Raw genomic sequence first — 15843 nt, forward strand, 5'->3', positions numbered from 1 at the left:
TTCGGCTGCGCTCAGGATGAAAGCGATGGAGCGAGGAGTATGAGCGGATAGCAGGAATAGCTTCTCTACTAAAAATAAAGAGAAAAACGTGGAGTTAATGTAAATGTAATGACAGAATATTTGTCAATTTTCCACTTTTTTATAATTTATGATTTTTGTTAAAGCCTTAAAAACCTTATGTTTACTACATAATTGATATAAGCTGATTGGCTAATAATCAATATCTATAAGTGTTTCTGCTTATATCTTTTATATATAAGTAATTATGCTTATATTTGCAGTATGATAGCGGTCATTACCGGTGATATTATAAATTCACAGCATGCGGATACTGAAGTTTGGATTACCAGACTTAAACATCTTCTCGAAAAATGGGGAAGTGCTCCTGGCACATGGGAAATCTACAGGGGAGATGAGTTTCAGTTCAAATGCAAAATTGATGACGTTTTCTGGCGTTTTCTAGCCATAAAATCTCTTATTAAAAGTCAGGAAAATTTAGATGTAAGAATGGCCATAGGTATCGGTGAAGAAAGTTTCTCTTCTGAGAAAATCACAGAATCTAATGGTACAGCCTATGTTAATTCCGGAAGACTGCTTAATGATATTAAAAATGACGGCCATACTGTGGCTATCAAGACATCGAGTGACCCTGTGGACAGAGATCTTAATATCCTGTTGAAATGGTCGTCCAAAGATTTTGATAACTGGACCATGGCTACGGCAGAGATTATTCATGAAATGATCATGAATCAGGATATCACACAGGAAGATCTTGCTAAGAGATTTGCTATTTCACAGTCTTCTGTAAGCCAGAGACTGAAGCGAGCCAACTATGAGCTCATCGTGGAGACCAATCAGTATTTCAGAAAGAAAATCTCAGAACTATAGGCATGATCTTCATCAAACTCATATTGGCACATCTACTTGGAGATTTTATACTTCAGCCAGATTCATGGGTTGCAGATAAGGAAAACTATAAACTAAAAAGTAAGTTTTTATACTTTCATATTCTGATTCACACTGCTTTAAGCCTTATTTTCCTTTGGGATCTTCAACTTTGGTGGGTAGCTGTTCTTGTGGGTATCAGCCACTTCATTATTGATGCAGCAAAGCTTACCTTTCAGAAGGTAAAGACTAAAAAAAGATGGTTTTTCATTGATCAGCTGCTGCATGTTCTGGTGATTGCCGGAGTTTCTTTTTATTTCCAGGAATTCAGCTTCGGATTTTTACAGAATCAGGAATTTTTAAAGATAATCATGGCAGCATTGTTTCTGACAACACCAGCTTCTATTTTTATCAAAATCTTATTGTCATCATGGACACCCGCTCCGGATGGCCCCAATACTATTCAAACCGAATCTTTATCAAGTGCCGGAAAATATATCGGAATTTTAGAACGTCTGCTGGTTTTCACTTTTATTATGATGAATCACTGGGAAGGCGTAGGTTTCATGGTAGCTGCAAAATCTGTTTTCAGGTTCAGCGACCTTGCACAGGCAAAACAGAGAAAACTTACAGAATATGTATTAATAGGTACACTGCTGAGTTTTGGACTGGCTGTCTTAACAGGAATAATTATAAAATAAATCAATAAATCTAACTACAATTTAGAAAGTAAAATTATGAGTCAAAAGAAAGAAATGTTGTATGAGGGGAAAGCAAAACAGGTATTTGCTACCGATAATCCTGATGAAGTAGTAGTACGTTTCAAAGACGATGCTACAGCATTTAACGCTCAAAAGAAAGGTCAGGTTGACCTGAAGGGAGAAATGAACAATGCGATCACAACCCTTATTTTTGAATACTTAAATGAAAAAGGAATCAAAACTCATTTCATCAAACAATTGGACGAAAGAGAGCAGTTGGTAAGAAAAGTATCTATCATTCCTTTGGAAATGGTAGTAAGAAACTACTCTGCAGGAAGTATGGCACAAAGATTAGGAGTGGAAGAAGGAATCAAATCTCCGGTAACCATCTTTGATATCTGCTACAAAAAAGATGAGTTGGGAGATCCACTTATCAATGATCACCACGCAGTTTTCTTAGGTGCAGCTACTTATGAAGAGCTTGACGAAATGTATGAGCTTACTTCAGATATCAACGAAATCCTTATCGATTTGTTTGACAAAATCAATATCATCCTGGTAGATTTCAAAATCGAATTAGGTAAAACTTCAGACGGTGAAATCATCTTAGCAGACGAAATCTCTCCTGATACTTGCAGACTTTGGGATAAAGATACCATGAAGAAATTAGATAAAGACAGATTCAGAAGAGACTTAGGAGAAGTTACTGAAGCTTATGTTGAAATCTACAACCGTCTTAAAAATCTTTTACAGAAATAAGATTTCAGATAACAGATTCCAGATGTTGGCACTGAAAATACTTTGTTAATTCAAACAAAATTAAAATTTGAAGTAGGCTTTAATCTGAGATCTGAAATCTGACTTCTAAGATCTACAATTAGAAAAAATAGAAATGAAAAGTTTAGACATTCATAAAAGTGAATATTTAAAACAGTTTGAAACCCAGACTTACGGAAGAAATCTTTTCAGAACTCAGGAAGAGGAAAGACTGGATGCTCCTAATGAAGAGTGTGGGATCTTCGGATTATATTCGGACAATGATCTGGATACCTTCTCGCTTTCACAGTTCGGGCTTTTTGCATTACAGCACAGAGGTCAGGAAGCTTGTGGTATTTCCGTTTTAAAAGATGGAAGAATCACAAACATGAAAGACGAAGGACTGGTTTTAGATGTTTATAAAGACATTCAGGAACCTGAAACTTTTATGGGAAATTCTGCAATTGGGCATACCCGTTATACCACTGCAGGAGATAAAAAGAAATATAACTTCCAGCCATTTTTCGCGAAAAACGAATATGACCAGATTATACTTTCTATAGCGCATAACGGTAACCTTACCAATGCAAAAGTATTAAAAGAAGAATTAGAGGCTGAAGGTGTAGTTTTCAGAGCGACTTCCGATTCTGAAGTGATCCTGAGACTGATCCAGAAAAACCTTGATTTAGGTCTTCGTGGTGCTATCAAAGCAACTATGGAAAAGATCGAAGGAGCTTATTCCGTAGTTGGGATGACCAGAAATAAATTCTTTGCATTCAGAGATTTCAACGGAATCCGCCCATTGGTGTTAGGAGCTATTGATGAGAAATCTTATGTAGTAGCTTCAGAATCTGTAGCACTGGATGCTGTAGGAGCTCAATATGTACGTGATATTCTTCCTGGTGAGATCATTTATACCAATGAAAACGAACCTGGAAAACTTCATTCTTATATGATGGATGAAGCGAAAGGAAAGCAGAGAATCTGTTCTTTTGAATACATTTATTTTGCAAGACCTGACTCTACATTAGAAAATATCAATGTATATGAGATCAGAGAAAAATCTGGTGAGAAAATCTGGGAACAAGCTCCTGTAGAAGCCGACCTGGTGATTGGAGTTCCGGATTCCGGAGTTCCTGCTGCTATTGGTTTCTCGAAGGCTTCCGGAATACCTTTCCGTCCTGTTTTGATCAAAAACAGGTATATCGGAAGAAGTTTCATCGTTCCTACACAGGAAATGAGAGAAAGGGTAGTGAACCTTAAGCTGAACCCGATCATCTCTGAGATGAAAGATAAGAAAGTAGTGATCATTGATGACTCTATCGTTCGTGGAACCACATCCAAAAGACTGGTTAAAATTCTAAAAGATGCAGGCGTAAAAGAAATCCACTTCAGAAGTGTTTCTCCACCCATTATCGCTCCGTGTTATCTGGGAATTGATACTCCGTCTAAAGATGATCTGATTTCCGCCAATATGACAACAGAAGAACTTAAAAACTATCTGGGAGTAGATTCCTTAGAATTTTTAAGCATAGACAACCTGAAAGACATTTTAGGATCAGCTAATCACTGTTTCGGATGCTTTACAGAAGAATATCCTGTAGGAAAAGGAGAGGAGGTAGATTTATTCAACTAATCTCTTTATTGAATTCATAAAAAATAAATAGCCGGGTTTATAATCCGGCTATTTTGTTGTATAAATGTAGCAAAAGCTTAATATTCCTGTAGTATACAATATATAATGGAGCTTTAATTTTGTTGGATTAAAACGTCAGGATATGAAACATGTATTTTTCGCGGGTCTATTTTTGGTATTTTCCCAACTTTATTCTTCACAGACTTTTGATAACGAGGCACATCGCGGAGGAAAGTCTCTTTACCCGGAAAATACCATTCCGGCAATGAAAAATGCTCTGAAAATGAATGTTAACACCCTGGAAATGGATCTTGCTATTACGAAAGACAAAAAAGTTATTCTTTCCCACGATGCTTTTCTTTCCCCGGAATTGGTCACAAAGCCGGATGGAACTTATATTCCAAAAGACTCAGGGTTTTATTATAAAATTTACGAAATGTCTTACGCAAAGATTAAAACATTTGATGTAGGCTTAAAGAAATTGAATAACTATCCTGATCAAAAGAAAATGAAGGTTCAGAAACCCCTCTTTTCAGACGTAATAGATGTATGTGAAGCGTATGCCAAAGAATTAAAGAGACCACTGCCTTTTTATAATATAGAAACGAAAACCCGTCCTTTTTCCGATCATATATTTCATCCGGAACCGAAAGAATTTGTGGATCTGATGATGAAGATCATTATCGAAAAAAAGATTCAGGACAGAGTCATTATCCAGTCTTTTGATCCTCGAACACTGGAAATTCTTCACAAAGAATATCCTAAAATTATGACCGCTTTACTTGTTGAAAAGGTAGATGATAAAAAACTGGCTCAGCAGCAGACTTATTTTAGAAATATTCCTGCAGAAAAATTCAAGATGTATCCCAATCATCTGAATGGAGTAGCTGGAGATATGAAATTCCTAAGCTTTACCCCAACCATTTACAGCCCGGAACATAATCTTGTTACACCCGAATTAGTCAAGGAATGCCATACATTAGGCATGAAAGTAATCCCATGGACTGTGAATACCAAAGAAAGATTAAAAGAATTAAAAGAGATGGGAATAGACGGAGTGATCAGTGATGATCCGAGAATATTTGAATAACAATTAATATGATATAAATAAATAGCCGGAAGAAACTCTTCCGGCTATTTTATGCGTGCAGGTTAATGCACTTCGGTTAAAAAATTGGTTCTTCTGATTAGAATTTATAGTTCAGTCCTAACTGAAACACTCTGTTGTTGTTTTCAGCGGCAGGTCTGCTCTTTTCAATTTTTGTCAAGCTGTTTACATATCTTGCACTGATACCAATATTTGGAGTGATGTCATATCCTAAACCAAGACCTAATCCAAAGTTGAATCTGTTGATATCATCTTTGTTGATATCTTCAGTATTTGAGCTTGTAGTAGTGGTAGTAACACCTCCTGTAGTACTTGCTACACTTGTTTCTGCTTTAGTTTTTCCATTGATGAAATAACTGAATTCAGGTCCTGCTTCAATATAAAACTTGTCAATAGGTCTCATTTGAACCATTAATGGAACTGAAATATAATTCATTTTTACTCTGCCTTCTACTTTAGTCTTTACATTCGTAACTCCATTGTCCGTTTCCGTAGAAGAGAATACATCTTTCGCTCCCATTTGGTTATACAAAACCTCTGGCTGGAAGCTGAATTGTTTTGAAAGTGGAATATTAACGAATGCACCTGCGTGGAAACCTATTTGCTGGCTATTGATTCCGAATTTCTGCTCACTGAAATAAGCTGAGTTACCTCCTGCTTTAATACCGAATCTAATAGGTTGAACATCTTTTTTTAGAGGTGATGCATTTACTGTTTTAGTTTCTGTCTTTGTTTCTGTTTCTTGAGCAAAAGCTAGTGTACCAGCAGTTAATGCTATTCCTAAAAATAACTTCTTCATAATTTTATTTTTTAATTTTACTATTTGTGTGCCGAATGATTTCTCAATCAGACTCCAAGTATTTTGCAAATTGCTTGCCAAAGTCGAAAAATGCTTATTTAAAGAGCTTTGCGGGCGGTTTTGAGAAAGGTTTTTCTCAATATTTTTCCCTTTTTAATGAATAAATAGGATGCCATAGTCAATATTTTGTAAAAAAAGTTTAATACTAAAAAAGTATTATTGTCAATCATTAAAATGATAAAAAAAATAAAAAAGCTAAAGTATTTTAATAAAATTATGAGTCATCCGGAATCTTTTTAAGATCAGAAATAAAAATACCGGACTCTTTAAAGCCCGGCATTCATTTTGAAAATAATAAATATCTCTATTTAAATTTATAAGCTACTCCAATTTGAAGAGCATTATTTCTTACTTTGTTGTTATAATCATTGTTCTTAAAAAGATCCGTGATACCGGCAGTAAATCTTGCGGTTACTCCAAAATTTTGGGTAAAATAATACCCTGCACCAATGCCAATGCCAAAATTAAATCTTTTGTAAAGCTCCATTGGAATTTTATTCGAAAAGCTACCACTGCTAACAGTTGTAGTACCTCCAAACGTATTTTCGGTTTTTTGGTCTCCTTTCGATTTTCCTCCTAAAAGATACCCGAATTCTGGTCCCGCTTCTACATAAAGCTGAGGAAGAATATTATACTGAACCATCACTGGAAGAGTAAGGTAATTCAAATTTGTTGTATAGCTGAATTCCTGTCTTATCATATGGCCGTCCAAGCCGGATGGATATACATATTTTTCTTCTGTTTTTGAACCCATTTGGCTAAAAAGAAGCTCAGGCTGTATACTGAACTTTTCTGCAACGGGAATATTAACAAATATTCCAACATGAGAACCAAGCTTTATTTTTTCATTATTATCCCCATATTCTCTGTTGCTATTACTAAGTGTAGAAGCATTGAATCCTGCTTTTACACCAAATCTGACAGGCGATTTTGAAGACACTGGCTGTTCTTTTTCCTGAGCGTTCATTACAAGTGATCCGACTAATGCAAACCCCAAAAATATCTTTTTCATGATTAAAGTTTTAAATTTTCTTTGTCGCGGCAAAATATCTGCCACAAAGGGGAGAAGTGATAAAAATCATGTTGTAAAGCGAAAAAGTCAGGCTTAAACTAATAAACCTGACTTTTTCTATTGAAATCAAAATGTATCTAATTATGGAGCAAAACACTTTTAGTATTTGCTTTGCACTGTAAGACGTTAGCCAACTCAATGCTGTTTCTGTTAAAAAAGTTTATAATGGTAATAGTTAGATTTTTAGCACTGCATTCATTTGATTTATCAATTGAATCAATACCTATTTCATTGTAAAAACAGAAACCATAAGTTGGAAATTTCCGCAATAGAGTACAATCATTACTCAATAGGCAAATTTCTTGCCAAAAACATTTCTAAAATAAAAAAGTCGGATTAAATTTAATCCGACTTTGTATTGATTAGAAAGGCTGCTTTTAAAAGCTTCCTATGTTCTTAGAATTTATAAGTTAAACCAACCTGGAATACTCCGTTTCTTGAAGCATCACCTCTATTATTTTTAACAATATCAGATAATCCTGCAGTATATCTTACATTCACTCCAATATTTTGTGTGAAATAATATCCAGCTCCAAGACCAAGTCCGAAATCAAAAGTTTTGAAGTCATCTTTAACATCTAAAGATGCACCATTAGCTTTACCTTTAGCACTGATAAGGAAACCAAATTGAGGACCAGCTTCTACATATAGGTTAGGAATCAGGTTGTATTGTAACATTACTGGTACTGCAATATAATCTGTATTTAATTTTGCATTGCTGTTTGCCTTAGCCTTAGCACCCATACCACTATATAGTACTTCCGGCTGTACAGAGAAGTCCTGTGCTACTGGAATATTAGCAAAAACACCACCATAAAATCCAGCTTTTGAATTTGCATCACGGTTAGAAATACTAGAGATATTAAGACCTGCTTTTAATCCAAATCTAACTGGAGAAGATGAAGCAGTAGAAGTTGAAGTTGAAGTCTTCTGAGCGAAACTGAAAGTACCTGCTACTAAAGCCAGGCCTAAAATTAACTTTTTCATAAGTTTATATTTTAATAGTTTTTAAGTTTTATTTAACATTTGATTAGTTATCAAACGACGTGCCAAAGTTAAAAATCACTTCTGATTCCTTATTCGTAGGCTTTTTCTGGGATAATATTTTTAATAAAAAAAGACCAGATTAAAAAATTAACCTGATCTTTTCTATTGAATATAAAATTTGTTAGTGAATGTGTAAGCTTATTTAAATTTATAAGCTAAACCTACCTGAAATAGGTTGTTTCTTGTAGCATCAGATCCACTAGGTCTGTTTTTCGCTACATCTGTTAAACCTGCAACATATCTTGCAGTAAGTCCTAAGTTTGGAGTGAAATAATATCCAGCACCAAGACCGATACCAAAGTTAAATGTATTTAAATTGTCTTTGAAGTTATCTGTCGTATTAGACTGTCCGTTGGATTCATTTTTGAACTTGTTTTTGGCACTTACCATGAAACCGAATTCCGGACCAGCTTCTACATAAAGATTAGGGATCAGGTTATACTGGAACATTACAGGTACAGTAATATAATCTAATTTAGTAGAAGCGGAATATTTTGTTCCTGCTAAAGTATAATCTGATTTATTACCATATTGAGAGTATTGTACCTCTGGCTGAACGCTGAATGAAGCTGCTAATGGAATGTTAGCAAATACACCTGCGTTGAACCCTATTTTAGATTTCTGATCGTCAAGACCACTGTCTTTTGAAAGTGAAGATACGTTCATTCCTCCTTTTACCCCGAATGTTACCGGATTAGAAGATGTGTTTCCTGTCTGTTGAGCGAATGCGAATGTTCCTGCAGTTAACGCTAATCCTAAAATTAACTTTTTCATAACTTTAATTTTTTTAATTTTACTCTTTCTTAATTTTAAATTTTACTACTGTTCAGCATTTTCAGTTGAACGCAGAGTATCTTTCAAATTGCTTGCCAAAAATATTTTTTAAGAGTAAAATCAATAAAAAAATCACTTAGTGTTTAAGTGATTTTTAAAATAATAAATTGATTACCAGTTTGTTATGATTTTAAATAAACATTTGTTTAGATGTGGTCTAAATTGACAATTTTGTCAAAAACCTTATTTAAAATGAATATATTTTTCCAAAAAGGGATTAAGCATCATTCAGTTTTCTATAAAAAGAGAGTGATTCAAGAATATTTTCCTGGCTGCATTGATGATCGTAAGTACAAGAACCAACTCCGGAAAGCAGAGAGAAATTGATTTTACTGTCTGTATTCTTTTTATCATTCAGTAATAATGCTGTGATATCTTCATCTTTAAAATCGCTGATATCAAGGTAAGGATAATATCTCTGAACATTTTCAATGATAACTTTTGCCTCATCTTCAGTAATAAGATTCTCAAGATAAGCAAGATGAGCTTCTGCAATCATTCCCATAGCCACTGCTTCACCGTGAAGTATAGGATTTCCTTGCTGCAAACATAAACTTTCTACGGCATGGCCTATTGTATGACCGAAATTCAGGGTTTTTCTGATATTCTGCTCGTGAAAATCTTTATCTACAACATTTTGCTTAATATTCATAGAAGTCTGAATATGAGGGATTACAGTTTCCACTTCCAGTTTGCGGATCTGAATCAGCTGATCCCAATGGTTTTTATCAGCAATTAATCCGTGTTTCAGCATTTCTGCGAATCCGCTTCTTAATTCTTTAAAAGGTAATGTTTCTAAAAATTTAGGGAAAATGAAAATTTGTTGCGGGAAAGCGAAAGTACCCACCATATTTTTATAGTGCATCAGATCAATGCCTGTTTTTCCTCCTATTGAAGCATCACACATGGATAAAAGGGTAGTAGGAATGTTGATAAACTGTATTCCTCTTTTATAAGTAGATGCCACAAATCCGCCCATATCAGTAATCACACCGCCACCAAGGTTGATAACCAGTGCTTTTCTGTCTGCCTGCATTTCTGTAAGAATTTCCCAAAGCTGATTGGCAGTTTGGATATTTTTCATTTCTTCTCCGGCTTCAATCTCCAAAATTTCAAAGCCAAGATCTGTTTCCATATTTCCTAAAAGAATAGGAAGACAGTATTCATGAGTGTTTTCATCTACCAGAATGAAAATTTTACTGAAAGTTTTTTCGTGAAGAAACTCATTAAGCTGAGAAAAATTATCGTTTAATATTGTTATCATCTTCTATTTTATGTAAAGTTAAAATGTAAACTATAGTGCAAAGTTATGATTCTTAATTTTTAACTCGTAACTAAATTACTATCTTTGCAGAAATTTTTAGAATGAGCAGAGATAATAATAATTCAGACAGACCAAAGAGACCAAGAATTTCAACCAAGAAAAGTTCTGATGATTCTCGTGCTTCCAGATCTGGAAATTCTTCAGGATCAAAGCCTTTTAAGAAACCGTTTTCTAAAGACGGGGCAAGAAAAGGATCAGAACATCAGGGATCCAACTCAAGATTTGAAAAGAAACCCTTCAAAAGAAATACAGACAGCTTCGAAAATTCCAACGAAGAATCAGGTTCAAAATCTGAAAGAAAAGCTTATATCACGAACAAAAGTGAGAGCTATGAGAAAAAATCTTTCGGAAAACCTAAAAGAGGCGGAAAAAGTTTCGATACCAGAGATAAGTATGAAAGAGGCAGTCTGAAATATGGAAGAAGACCTTCTAATGGTGATGAAAGAAATGATGACAAAACGAGATCTTTTGTACAGAAAAGAAGACTGAGTAAAATTGAAAAAGACGTTCATAAAGACAGCATCCGTCTTAATAAGTATATCGCGAATTCAGGAATCTGCAGCAGAAGAGAAGCGGATGAACTGATTACTCAGGGATTAGTGGAAGTTAATGGGCAGGTAGTGACTGAAATGGGTTACCAGGTACAGAAAACTGATAAAGTAGTTTTTGACGGACAAGGTATTACTCCTGAAAAACCTGTATATGTACTTTTGAATAAGCCAAAAGGTTATATTTCTACTACAAAAGATGATAAAGCAAGAAAAACTGTAATGGATCTTGTGGCGAATGCTTCACCTTACAGACTTTTCCCGGTTGGAAGACTGGACCGCTCTACAACAGGAGTTATTTTATTAACGAATGACGGACACATGACTAAAAAATTAACGCATCCATCTTTTGATGCTAAAAAGATTTATCATGTAACGCTGGATAAAAAACTGACTGCTGAAGATCTACGTCTTATAACTGAAGGTATCCGTCTTGATGAAGGAGTAGCAGTGGTAGATCAGATTTCTTATATTGAGGGAAAACCTAAAAATGAGATCGGAATTGAGATTCATATCGGATGGAACCGTGTTATCAGAAGAATTTTCCAAAGATTAGGATATGAAGTAGAATCTTTAGACAGAGTAATGTTTGCAGGATTAACGAAGAAGAACATCAAGAGAGGACACTGGAGAATCCTTAGCGAACTGGAAGTAAACAACCTTAAAATGCTTTAGAAGAATGATAAATGATGAGCTATAAATGATGAATCACAGATTCAGGGTTCTAGCTTATATCATTTTTTTCAAAAAGGATCTTAGGATAAAAAACAAAAAAGCGCAGAAAATATTTTCTGCGCTTTTTTTATTGTTTTAAGTTATGAGTTCTAAAATTCATAACTCATCATTTATAATTACCCCAAGACTGTTACTCCTTTTTCAATCATATCGTAGATTGCATCTCTGGCATTGTCCGGTTTTACATTTACAGCACGTGTTCCGTTGAAATGAAGACAGGTTACATATCCATTGGCTACTGCATCCTGTGCTGTGAACTTAACACAATAGTCTAATGCCAATCCTACAATTTCTACCAATTGGATATCATGATACTTCAGGAAATCATCCAATCCGGTTTTCATAAAGTGATTATTATCCTGGAAACCGCTGTAGCTGTCTATTTCTATATTTTTACCTTTTTGTATGATATGGGTTACTTTATCTCTGTTCAGATCTTTATGGAATTCTGCTCCGAAAGTTCCCTGAATACAGTGATCTGGCCACATAAACTGTGGAACTCCATTTAAAATAATGCTTTCTCCTACCTTTCTGCCATTACTGCTTGCGAAACTTTTATGACCTGCAGGATGCCAGTCTTGTGTCAAGACAACCTGATCATATTCGTTTTCCTCCATCAGAAGATTGATATAGGGAATAATTTCGTTGGATCCAGGGACTGCAAGTGCTCCGCCTTCACAAAAATCATTCTGTACATCGACTATTATTAATGCTTTTTTCATATTTTAAATTCTCGAATTTTTGATAAATTTACAAAACTAATTGGCAAAAATTTGTCCAAAATCGAATTATCGGACAAATCGGCAATGTAATTTTTATAATACTTCCGGAATGTAGGGGTTTAAAATTAAAATAATTAAATTTTGTCTGCAGTGTATTAGGTTTTGAGGCATAAACCAAATATCAATAGCGTATCTTTGCAGGAAATAAGTATTTTTATGTCATTTGAGTCTTTAGGATTATCACAAAATATTATTCGTTCCGTTAAAAAATTGGGATATTTAAAGCCGTTCCCTATACAGGAGCAGGCGGTTCCCGTTATTTTACAAGGAAAAGATCTGATGGGAATAGCCCAGACAGGTTCCGGAAAAACGGCGTGTTTTGTGATGCCGATTTTAGAAAAATTGCAGAATGCGGAAGTTAAAAAAGACCGTAATGTTCAGGTTTTAATATTGGTCCCTACGCGTGAACTGGCGATTCAGATTGATGAAGTCTGCAGAGCGTTTACAGAAAATCTGAAGAGGGAAGTACGCACAATGGCAGTGTATGGTGGAGTTTCTATCAATCCACAGATGAAAGGTATGTTTGGAGTGGAAGTTTTGATTGCTACTCCGGGACGTTTATTAGACTTAATTGATCATAACGCACTGAGTATTTCAGGAATTAAACATCTGGTGATTGATGAAGCCGATAAAATGTTTCAGTTAGGATTTGGTGAAGAAATGAATAAGCTTTTTGCCATGATGCCTGTTGCAAAACAGACCATTTTATTTTCTGCGACTCTGAATGATAAAGTTGCTGAAATGAAAGAACGTCTTTCCATCAACCCTACGATTATTGAAATTAAAAAAGAAGAAGTTGAAATTGATAATATTGAACAACTTGCCTATCATGTTTCTCCGGAAAATAAAGGTCCTTTTTTAAGATATTTAATTAAAGAAAAGAAAGTAGAGAAAGCACTTGTTTTTGTTTCTTCCACAAGATCTGCCGATAATCTGGTAGAGAAGCTTAAAAAGAACAAAATAAAAGCAGTAGCAATCCACAGTCAGAAGTCACAAGGTGCCCGTAGAAATAATCTGGAAGAATTTAAAGTAGATGGCGCCCAGATTTTGGTGGCTACAGACTTAATTGGTCGTGGAATTCATATTGAATCCCTGCCATGTGTCATCAATTACGAGTTGCCGCGCTCACCTTTAGATTACATCCACCGAATTGGTAGAACAGGACGTGCCAATGAAAAAGGTACAGCAATCAGTATTCTGACAGATGATGAATTACAGCATTTTAGAGTTATTCAAAAGAAAATGGGCAGAAAAGTAACTCTGCAAAGAACAGAAGGTATTGATTTACACGGATATTAATCATTGATTATAAATAATAAAAGGTTTCAGTTTATACAATTGAAACCTTTTTTAGTGAAAAATCGGTACCACAAAAATCATTATCGGTACAATTAATGCTTTATTCACTTTAAATTCTTGAATTTTTGATAAATTCGCGCAAGCTGATCATTATAAATTGTCTTAATAAATAAGGATAGGACAAATCGGCAATAATTAAAAAATTAAAAACCCTTGAACAATGAGTGATTTAGAGAAAAAAAAGTTTCCAATTGGCCAGTTTGAAGCTCCTGAAAGCATCTGTGATACGACATTGGATACTTATATCAAAGTGATCAAAGACTTTCCCGGAAGACTGAAAAATCTCATTGAACATTTTACAGATGACCAGCTGGATACTCCTTACCGTGAAGGAGGCTGGACGGTAAGACAGCTAGTGAACCATCTTTCTGACAGTCATATGAACAGTTTTATCCGTTTTAAACTGGCACTTACGGAAGATAATCCTACCATAAAACCTTATGATGAAGCTAAATGGGCAGAACTTCAAGACAGTTTTCATATGCCTGTAAAACCGGCCATGAGAATGCTGAAAGGAACACACCAAAGATGGGTGACACTTCTTAAAAGCCTTACCAATAAACAGTTTGAAAGAACTTTTCATCATCCAGAGCACAATAAAAATTATAATTTAAGAGAAAGTCTTGCTTTATACGCTTGGCATTGTAATCATCATTTTGCTCATATTGAAAATTTGAAGATAGAAAAAGTTTGGTAAGGAAAAATCTCAATAATCCCATATATTATCAGGAAATTAAAGACAGAATTTCCATGTTATCTGAAAACTCCACCGGAAAGTGGGGGAAAATGAACGTGTCTCAAATGCTAAAGCACTGTGATCTAGTTCTTCAGGTAGCTTTGGGAAAACTGGAACTTCCCCGTGTTAACGTCCTGTTTAGGGCAATAGGGATTTTTACTAAAATAGAAATGCATATTTTCAATAATGGAATTCCCGGAAACATGCCTACTTTTCAAAAACTAATCGTTAATTTTGAGTGTGATTTTGATGTATCAAAAACCAATCTGCTGAAAACGCTGGAAGAATTCCGGGAAGCCTGTAAAAACAACAGTCTGCCGGATCATCACAGATTATTCGGTAAAATGACTGAAAAAGACTGGACATTTTTAGAGTACAAACATCTTGATCACCATCTAAAACAATTTAATGTATGAGTTTTTTTGATAAAATATTCGGTGGAAAAAGCGAAACCCCTGACCAAAAAACGTTCTGGAAAAAGATTGAGTCTGAGGAAGATCTTACAAAAGCTATAGAAGATTCTTTTCAGAATAAAATAGCTATATTTAAACACTCAACAAGCTGTTTCATCAGCAGGACCGTATTAAAAAACTTTGAAAAAGAAGTTGAAAATTCAGATCAGGAAGTACATGTATACTACTTGGATCTACTGGCTCACAGACCTGTTTCTAACAAAATAGCGGCAGATTTTGAGATCAGACACGAAAGTCCACAGTTGATTGTAATTGAGAATGGAAAGCCTGTAAACAATGCTTCGCACCAAGATATTTCTTTAAGCCAGATTGTATCATGAAGAATATAAATAATTATTTAGCCAAAGTTTTAAATGTTCCGCTTCAAAACGTGAACACCTGCAGCCTCCACTATGAAGTAAAGAAGATCCCTAAAAATCAGTTTCTTCTTCAGTATGGTGAAATCTGCCGACATATTTTCTTTGTAGAAAAAGGTCTGATAAAGATGTATTCTATTGATAAAAATGGAAAAGAACATATAATACAATTTGCGCCTGAAAGCTGGCTGATTTCTGACCGAAGCAGTCTTTATTTCAATGAAAAGTCGATTTATTATATAGAAGCAGTGGAAGATTCGGAGGTTCTGTTTCTTCACCCTGATTTCTTTAATAAATTAGTAGAACAGTTTCCAAACAGTATTGAAAGAAGTGATTTTCTTCTTCAGAAACATATCAGAAGTCTTCAGAACAGGATCAATTCTTTGTTGGGAGAAACTGCAGAAGAAAGATACATGAAATTCATTAAAATGTATCCGGATTTGCTTCTGAGAGTTCCACAGTGGATGATTGCTTCCTATCTTGGAATTACTCCTGAGAGTCTGAGCCGTGTAAGAAAAGAACTGGCGAGGAAAAATTTCGTCCCGGATAATAAATAAAGAAGGCTGGAAGATGGGAGAGGGAAGCTTGAAGTTCTGGTGAACACTAGTATCCTTTATATGATCAATGAGTAT

Annotated in this window: 17 protein-coding genes; 11 read left to right on the forward strand and 6 right to left on the reverse strand. The window is 34.9% G+C overall.

Annotation, left to right across the window (positions count from 1 at the left end):
- Positions 1 to 282: 282 nt before the first annotated feature.
- The 5 genes from ACM6F9_RS08445 to ACM6F9_RS08465 all read left to right on the forward strand — a co-directional run bounded on the left by ACM6F9_RS08445 (position 283) and on the right by ACM6F9_RS08465 (position 5068).
- The gene (locus ACM6F9_RS08445) at positions 283 to 888 is read left to right on the forward strand and encodes a SatD family protein (protein ID WP_414845300.1); all 606 of its coding nucleotides are present in this window, start codon (positions 283 to 285) and stop codon (positions 886 to 888) included.
- 2 nt (positions 889 to 890) lie between these two features.
- Positions 891 to 1586 (forward strand): DUF3307 domain-containing protein, encoded by a 696-nt coding sequence (locus tag ACM6F9_RS08450; protein ID WP_414845301.1) that lies wholly within the window; start codon positions 891 to 893, stop codon positions 1584 to 1586.
- Positions 1587 to 1622: 36 nt separating this feature from the next.
- On the forward strand, positions 1623 to 2345 hold the full coding sequence (gene purC / locus ACM6F9_RS08455; RefSeq protein ID WP_027372243.1) for a phosphoribosylaminoimidazolesuccinocarboxamide synthase: 723 nt from the start codon (positions 1623 to 1625) through the stop codon (positions 2343 to 2345).
- Between the two features lie 133 nt (positions 2346 to 2478).
- On the forward strand, positions 2479 to 3978 hold the full coding sequence (gene purF / locus ACM6F9_RS08460; protein WP_414845302.1) for an amidophosphoribosyltransferase: 1500 nt from the start codon (positions 2479 to 2481) through the stop codon (positions 3976 to 3978).
- Positions 3979 to 4120: 142 nt separating this feature from the next.
- Positions 4121 to 5068 (forward strand): glycerophosphodiester phosphodiesterase family protein, encoded by a 948-nt coding sequence (locus ACM6F9_RS08465; protein WP_414845303.1) that lies wholly within the window; start codon positions 4121 to 4123, stop codon positions 5066 to 5068.
- Positions 5069 to 5165: 97 nt separating this feature from the next.
- Here the strand turns inward: ACM6F9_RS08465 and ACM6F9_RS08470 are convergent, their stop codons facing one another.
- From ACM6F9_RS08470 to aroB, 5 genes are all read right to left on the reverse strand, one after another.
- Complete coding sequence (locus tag ACM6F9_RS08470) at positions 5166 to 5885, reverse strand: porin family protein (protein ID WP_414845304.1); 720 nt, start codon at positions 5883 to 5885, stop codon at positions 5166 to 5168.
- A gap of 364 nt (positions 5886 to 6249) precedes the next feature.
- The gene (locus ACM6F9_RS08475) at positions 6250 to 6957 is read right to left on the reverse strand and encodes a porin family protein (RefSeq protein WP_414845305.1); all 708 of its coding nucleotides are present in this window, start codon (positions 6955 to 6957) and stop codon (positions 6250 to 6252) included.
- A gap of 456 nt (positions 6958 to 7413) precedes the next feature.
- The gene (locus tag ACM6F9_RS08480; RefSeq protein WP_414845306.1) at positions 7414 to 8004 is read right to left on the reverse strand and encodes a porin family protein; all 591 of its coding nucleotides are present in this window, start codon (positions 8002 to 8004) and stop codon (positions 7414 to 7416) included.
- 198 nt (positions 8005 to 8202) lie between these two features.
- Positions 8203 to 8838 (reverse strand): porin family protein, encoded by a 636-nt coding sequence (locus ACM6F9_RS08485; RefSeq protein WP_414845307.1) that lies wholly within the window; start codon positions 8836 to 8838, stop codon positions 8203 to 8205.
- A 277-nt stretch (positions 8839 to 9115) separates the two neighbouring features.
- Positions 9116 to 10162 carry a 3-dehydroquinate synthase gene (gene aroB / locus ACM6F9_RS08490; RefSeq protein ID WP_414845308.1) on the reverse strand — a complete coding sequence of 349 codons (1047 nt, stop codon included), beginning with the start codon at positions 10160 to 10162 and terminating at the stop codon, positions 9116 to 9118.
- A 101-nt stretch (positions 10163 to 10263) separates the two neighbouring features.
- On the opposite strand from aroB, the gene ACM6F9_RS08495 reads away from it, so the two are divergent.
- The gene (locus ACM6F9_RS08495; RefSeq protein WP_414845309.1) at positions 10264 to 11445 is read left to right on the forward strand and encodes a pseudouridine synthase; all 1182 of its coding nucleotides are present in this window, start codon (positions 10264 to 10266) and stop codon (positions 11443 to 11445) included.
- Positions 11446 to 11621: 176 nt separating this feature from the next.
- Here ACM6F9_RS08495 and pncA read toward each other — a convergent pair whose 3' ends face one another.
- Complete coding sequence (gene pncA / locus ACM6F9_RS08500) at positions 11622 to 12227, reverse strand: bifunctional nicotinamidase/pyrazinamidase (RefSeq protein ID WP_414845310.1); 606 nt, start codon at positions 12225 to 12227, stop codon at positions 11622 to 11624.
- 216 nt (positions 12228 to 12443) lie between these two features.
- Here pncA and ACM6F9_RS08505 point away from each other — a divergent pair, with 216 nt between their 5' ends.
- From ACM6F9_RS08505 to ACM6F9_RS08525, 5 genes are all read left to right on the forward strand, one after another.
- Positions 12444 to 13586, forward strand: a complete 1143-nt coding sequence (locus tag ACM6F9_RS08505) for a DEAD/DEAH box helicase (RefSeq protein ID WP_414845311.1) — start codon at positions 12444 to 12446, stop codon at positions 13584 to 13586.
- Positions 13587 to 13806: 220 nt separating this feature from the next.
- Positions 13807 to 14343 (forward strand): YfiT family bacillithiol transferase, encoded by a 537-nt coding sequence (locus ACM6F9_RS08510; protein ID WP_414845312.1) that lies wholly within the window; start codon positions 13807 to 13809, stop codon positions 14341 to 14343.
- Positions 14337 to 14798: a DUF1569 domain-containing protein gene (locus ACM6F9_RS08515; protein WP_414845313.1), complete on the forward strand. Its 462-nt coding sequence runs from the start codon at positions 14337 to 14339 to the stop codon at positions 14796 to 14798. Before ACM6F9_RS08510 ends, ACM6F9_RS08515 begins: the two co-directional genes overlap by 7 nt.
- Positions 14795 to 15175 carry a bacillithiol system redox-active protein YtxJ gene (gene ytxJ, locus ACM6F9_RS08520; RefSeq protein ID WP_105702049.1) on the forward strand — a complete coding sequence of 127 codons (381 nt, stop codon included), beginning with the start codon at positions 14795 to 14797 and terminating at the stop codon, positions 15173 to 15175. The genes ACM6F9_RS08515 and ytxJ overlap by 4 nt, the downstream gene beginning before the upstream one ends.
- A complete protein-coding gene (locus ACM6F9_RS08525) occupies positions 15172 to 15768 on the forward strand; it encodes a Crp/Fnr family transcriptional regulator (RefSeq protein ID WP_089691886.1) in 597 nt (198 codons plus the stop codon). The genes ytxJ and ACM6F9_RS08525 overlap by 4 nt, the downstream gene beginning before the upstream one ends.
- Positions 15769 to 15843: the final 75 nt, after the last annotated feature.

The sequence above is a fragment of the Chryseobacterium sp. IT-36CA2 genome (genome assembly GCF_949767875.1).
In the GTDB taxonomy this organism is placed as follows: domain Bacteria; phylum Bacteroidota; class Bacteroidia; order Flavobacteriales; family Weeksellaceae; genus Chryseobacterium.

Excerpts from the sequence above, each read along its gene's own strand:
- ACM6F9_RS08465 (WP_414845303.1), top strand. The coding sequence starts at position 4,121 with ATGAAACATGTATTTTTCGCGGGTCTATTTTTGGTATTTTCCCAACTT.
- ytxJ (WP_105702049.1), top strand. The coding sequence starts at position 14,795 with ATGAGTTTTTTTGATAAAATATTCGGTGGAAAAAGCGAAACCCCTGAC.
- purF (WP_414845302.1), top strand. The coding sequence starts at position 2,479 with ATGAAAAGTTTAGACATTCATAAAAGTGAATATTTAAAACAGTTTGAA.
- purC (WP_027372243.1), top strand. The coding sequence starts at position 1,623 with ATGAGTCAAAAGAAAGAAATGTTGTATGAGGGGAAAGCAAAACAGGTA.
- ACM6F9_RS08470 (WP_414845304.1), bottom strand. The coding sequence starts at position 5,885 with ATGAAGAAGTTATTTTTAGGAATAGCATTAACTGCTGGTACACTAGCT.
- ACM6F9_RS08485 (WP_414845307.1), bottom strand. The coding sequence starts at position 8,838 with ATGAAAAAGTTAATTTTAGGATTAGCGTTAACTGCAGGAACATTCGCA.
- ACM6F9_RS08450 (WP_414845301.1), top strand. The coding sequence starts at position 891 with ATGATCTTCATCAAACTCATATTGGCACATCTACTTGGAGATTTTATA.
- ACM6F9_RS08475 (WP_414845305.1), bottom strand. The coding sequence starts at position 6,957 with ATGAAAAAGATATTTTTGGGGTTTGCATTAGTCGGATCACTTGTAATG.
- pncA (WP_414845310.1), bottom strand. The coding sequence starts at position 12,227 with ATGAAAAAAGCATTAATAATAGTCGATGTACAGAATGATTTTTGTGAA.
- ACM6F9_RS08480 (WP_414845306.1), bottom strand. The coding sequence starts at position 8,004 with ATGAAAAAGTTAATTTTAGGCCTGGCTTTAGTAGCAGGTACTTTCAGT.
- ACM6F9_RS08495 (WP_414845309.1), top strand. The coding sequence starts at position 10,264 with ATGAGCAGAGATAATAATAATTCAGACAGACCAAAGAGACCAAGAATT.
- ACM6F9_RS08525 (WP_089691886.1), top strand. The coding sequence starts at position 15,172 with ATGAAGAATATAAATAATTATTTAGCCAAAGTTTTAAATGTTCCGCTT.
- ACM6F9_RS08445 (WP_414845300.1), top strand. The coding sequence starts at position 283 with ATGATAGCGGTCATTACCGGTGATATTATAAATTCACAGCATGCGGAT.
- ACM6F9_RS08505 (WP_414845311.1), top strand. The coding sequence starts at position 12,444 with ATGTCATTTGAGTCTTTAGGATTATCACAAAATATTATTCGTTCCGTT.
- aroB (WP_414845308.1), bottom strand. The coding sequence starts at position 10,162 with ATGATAACAATATTAAACGATAATTTTTCTCAGCTTAATGAGTTTCTT.
- ACM6F9_RS08510 (WP_414845312.1), top strand. The coding sequence starts at position 13,807 with ATGAGTGATTTAGAGAAAAAAAAGTTTCCAATTGGCCAGTTTGAAGCT.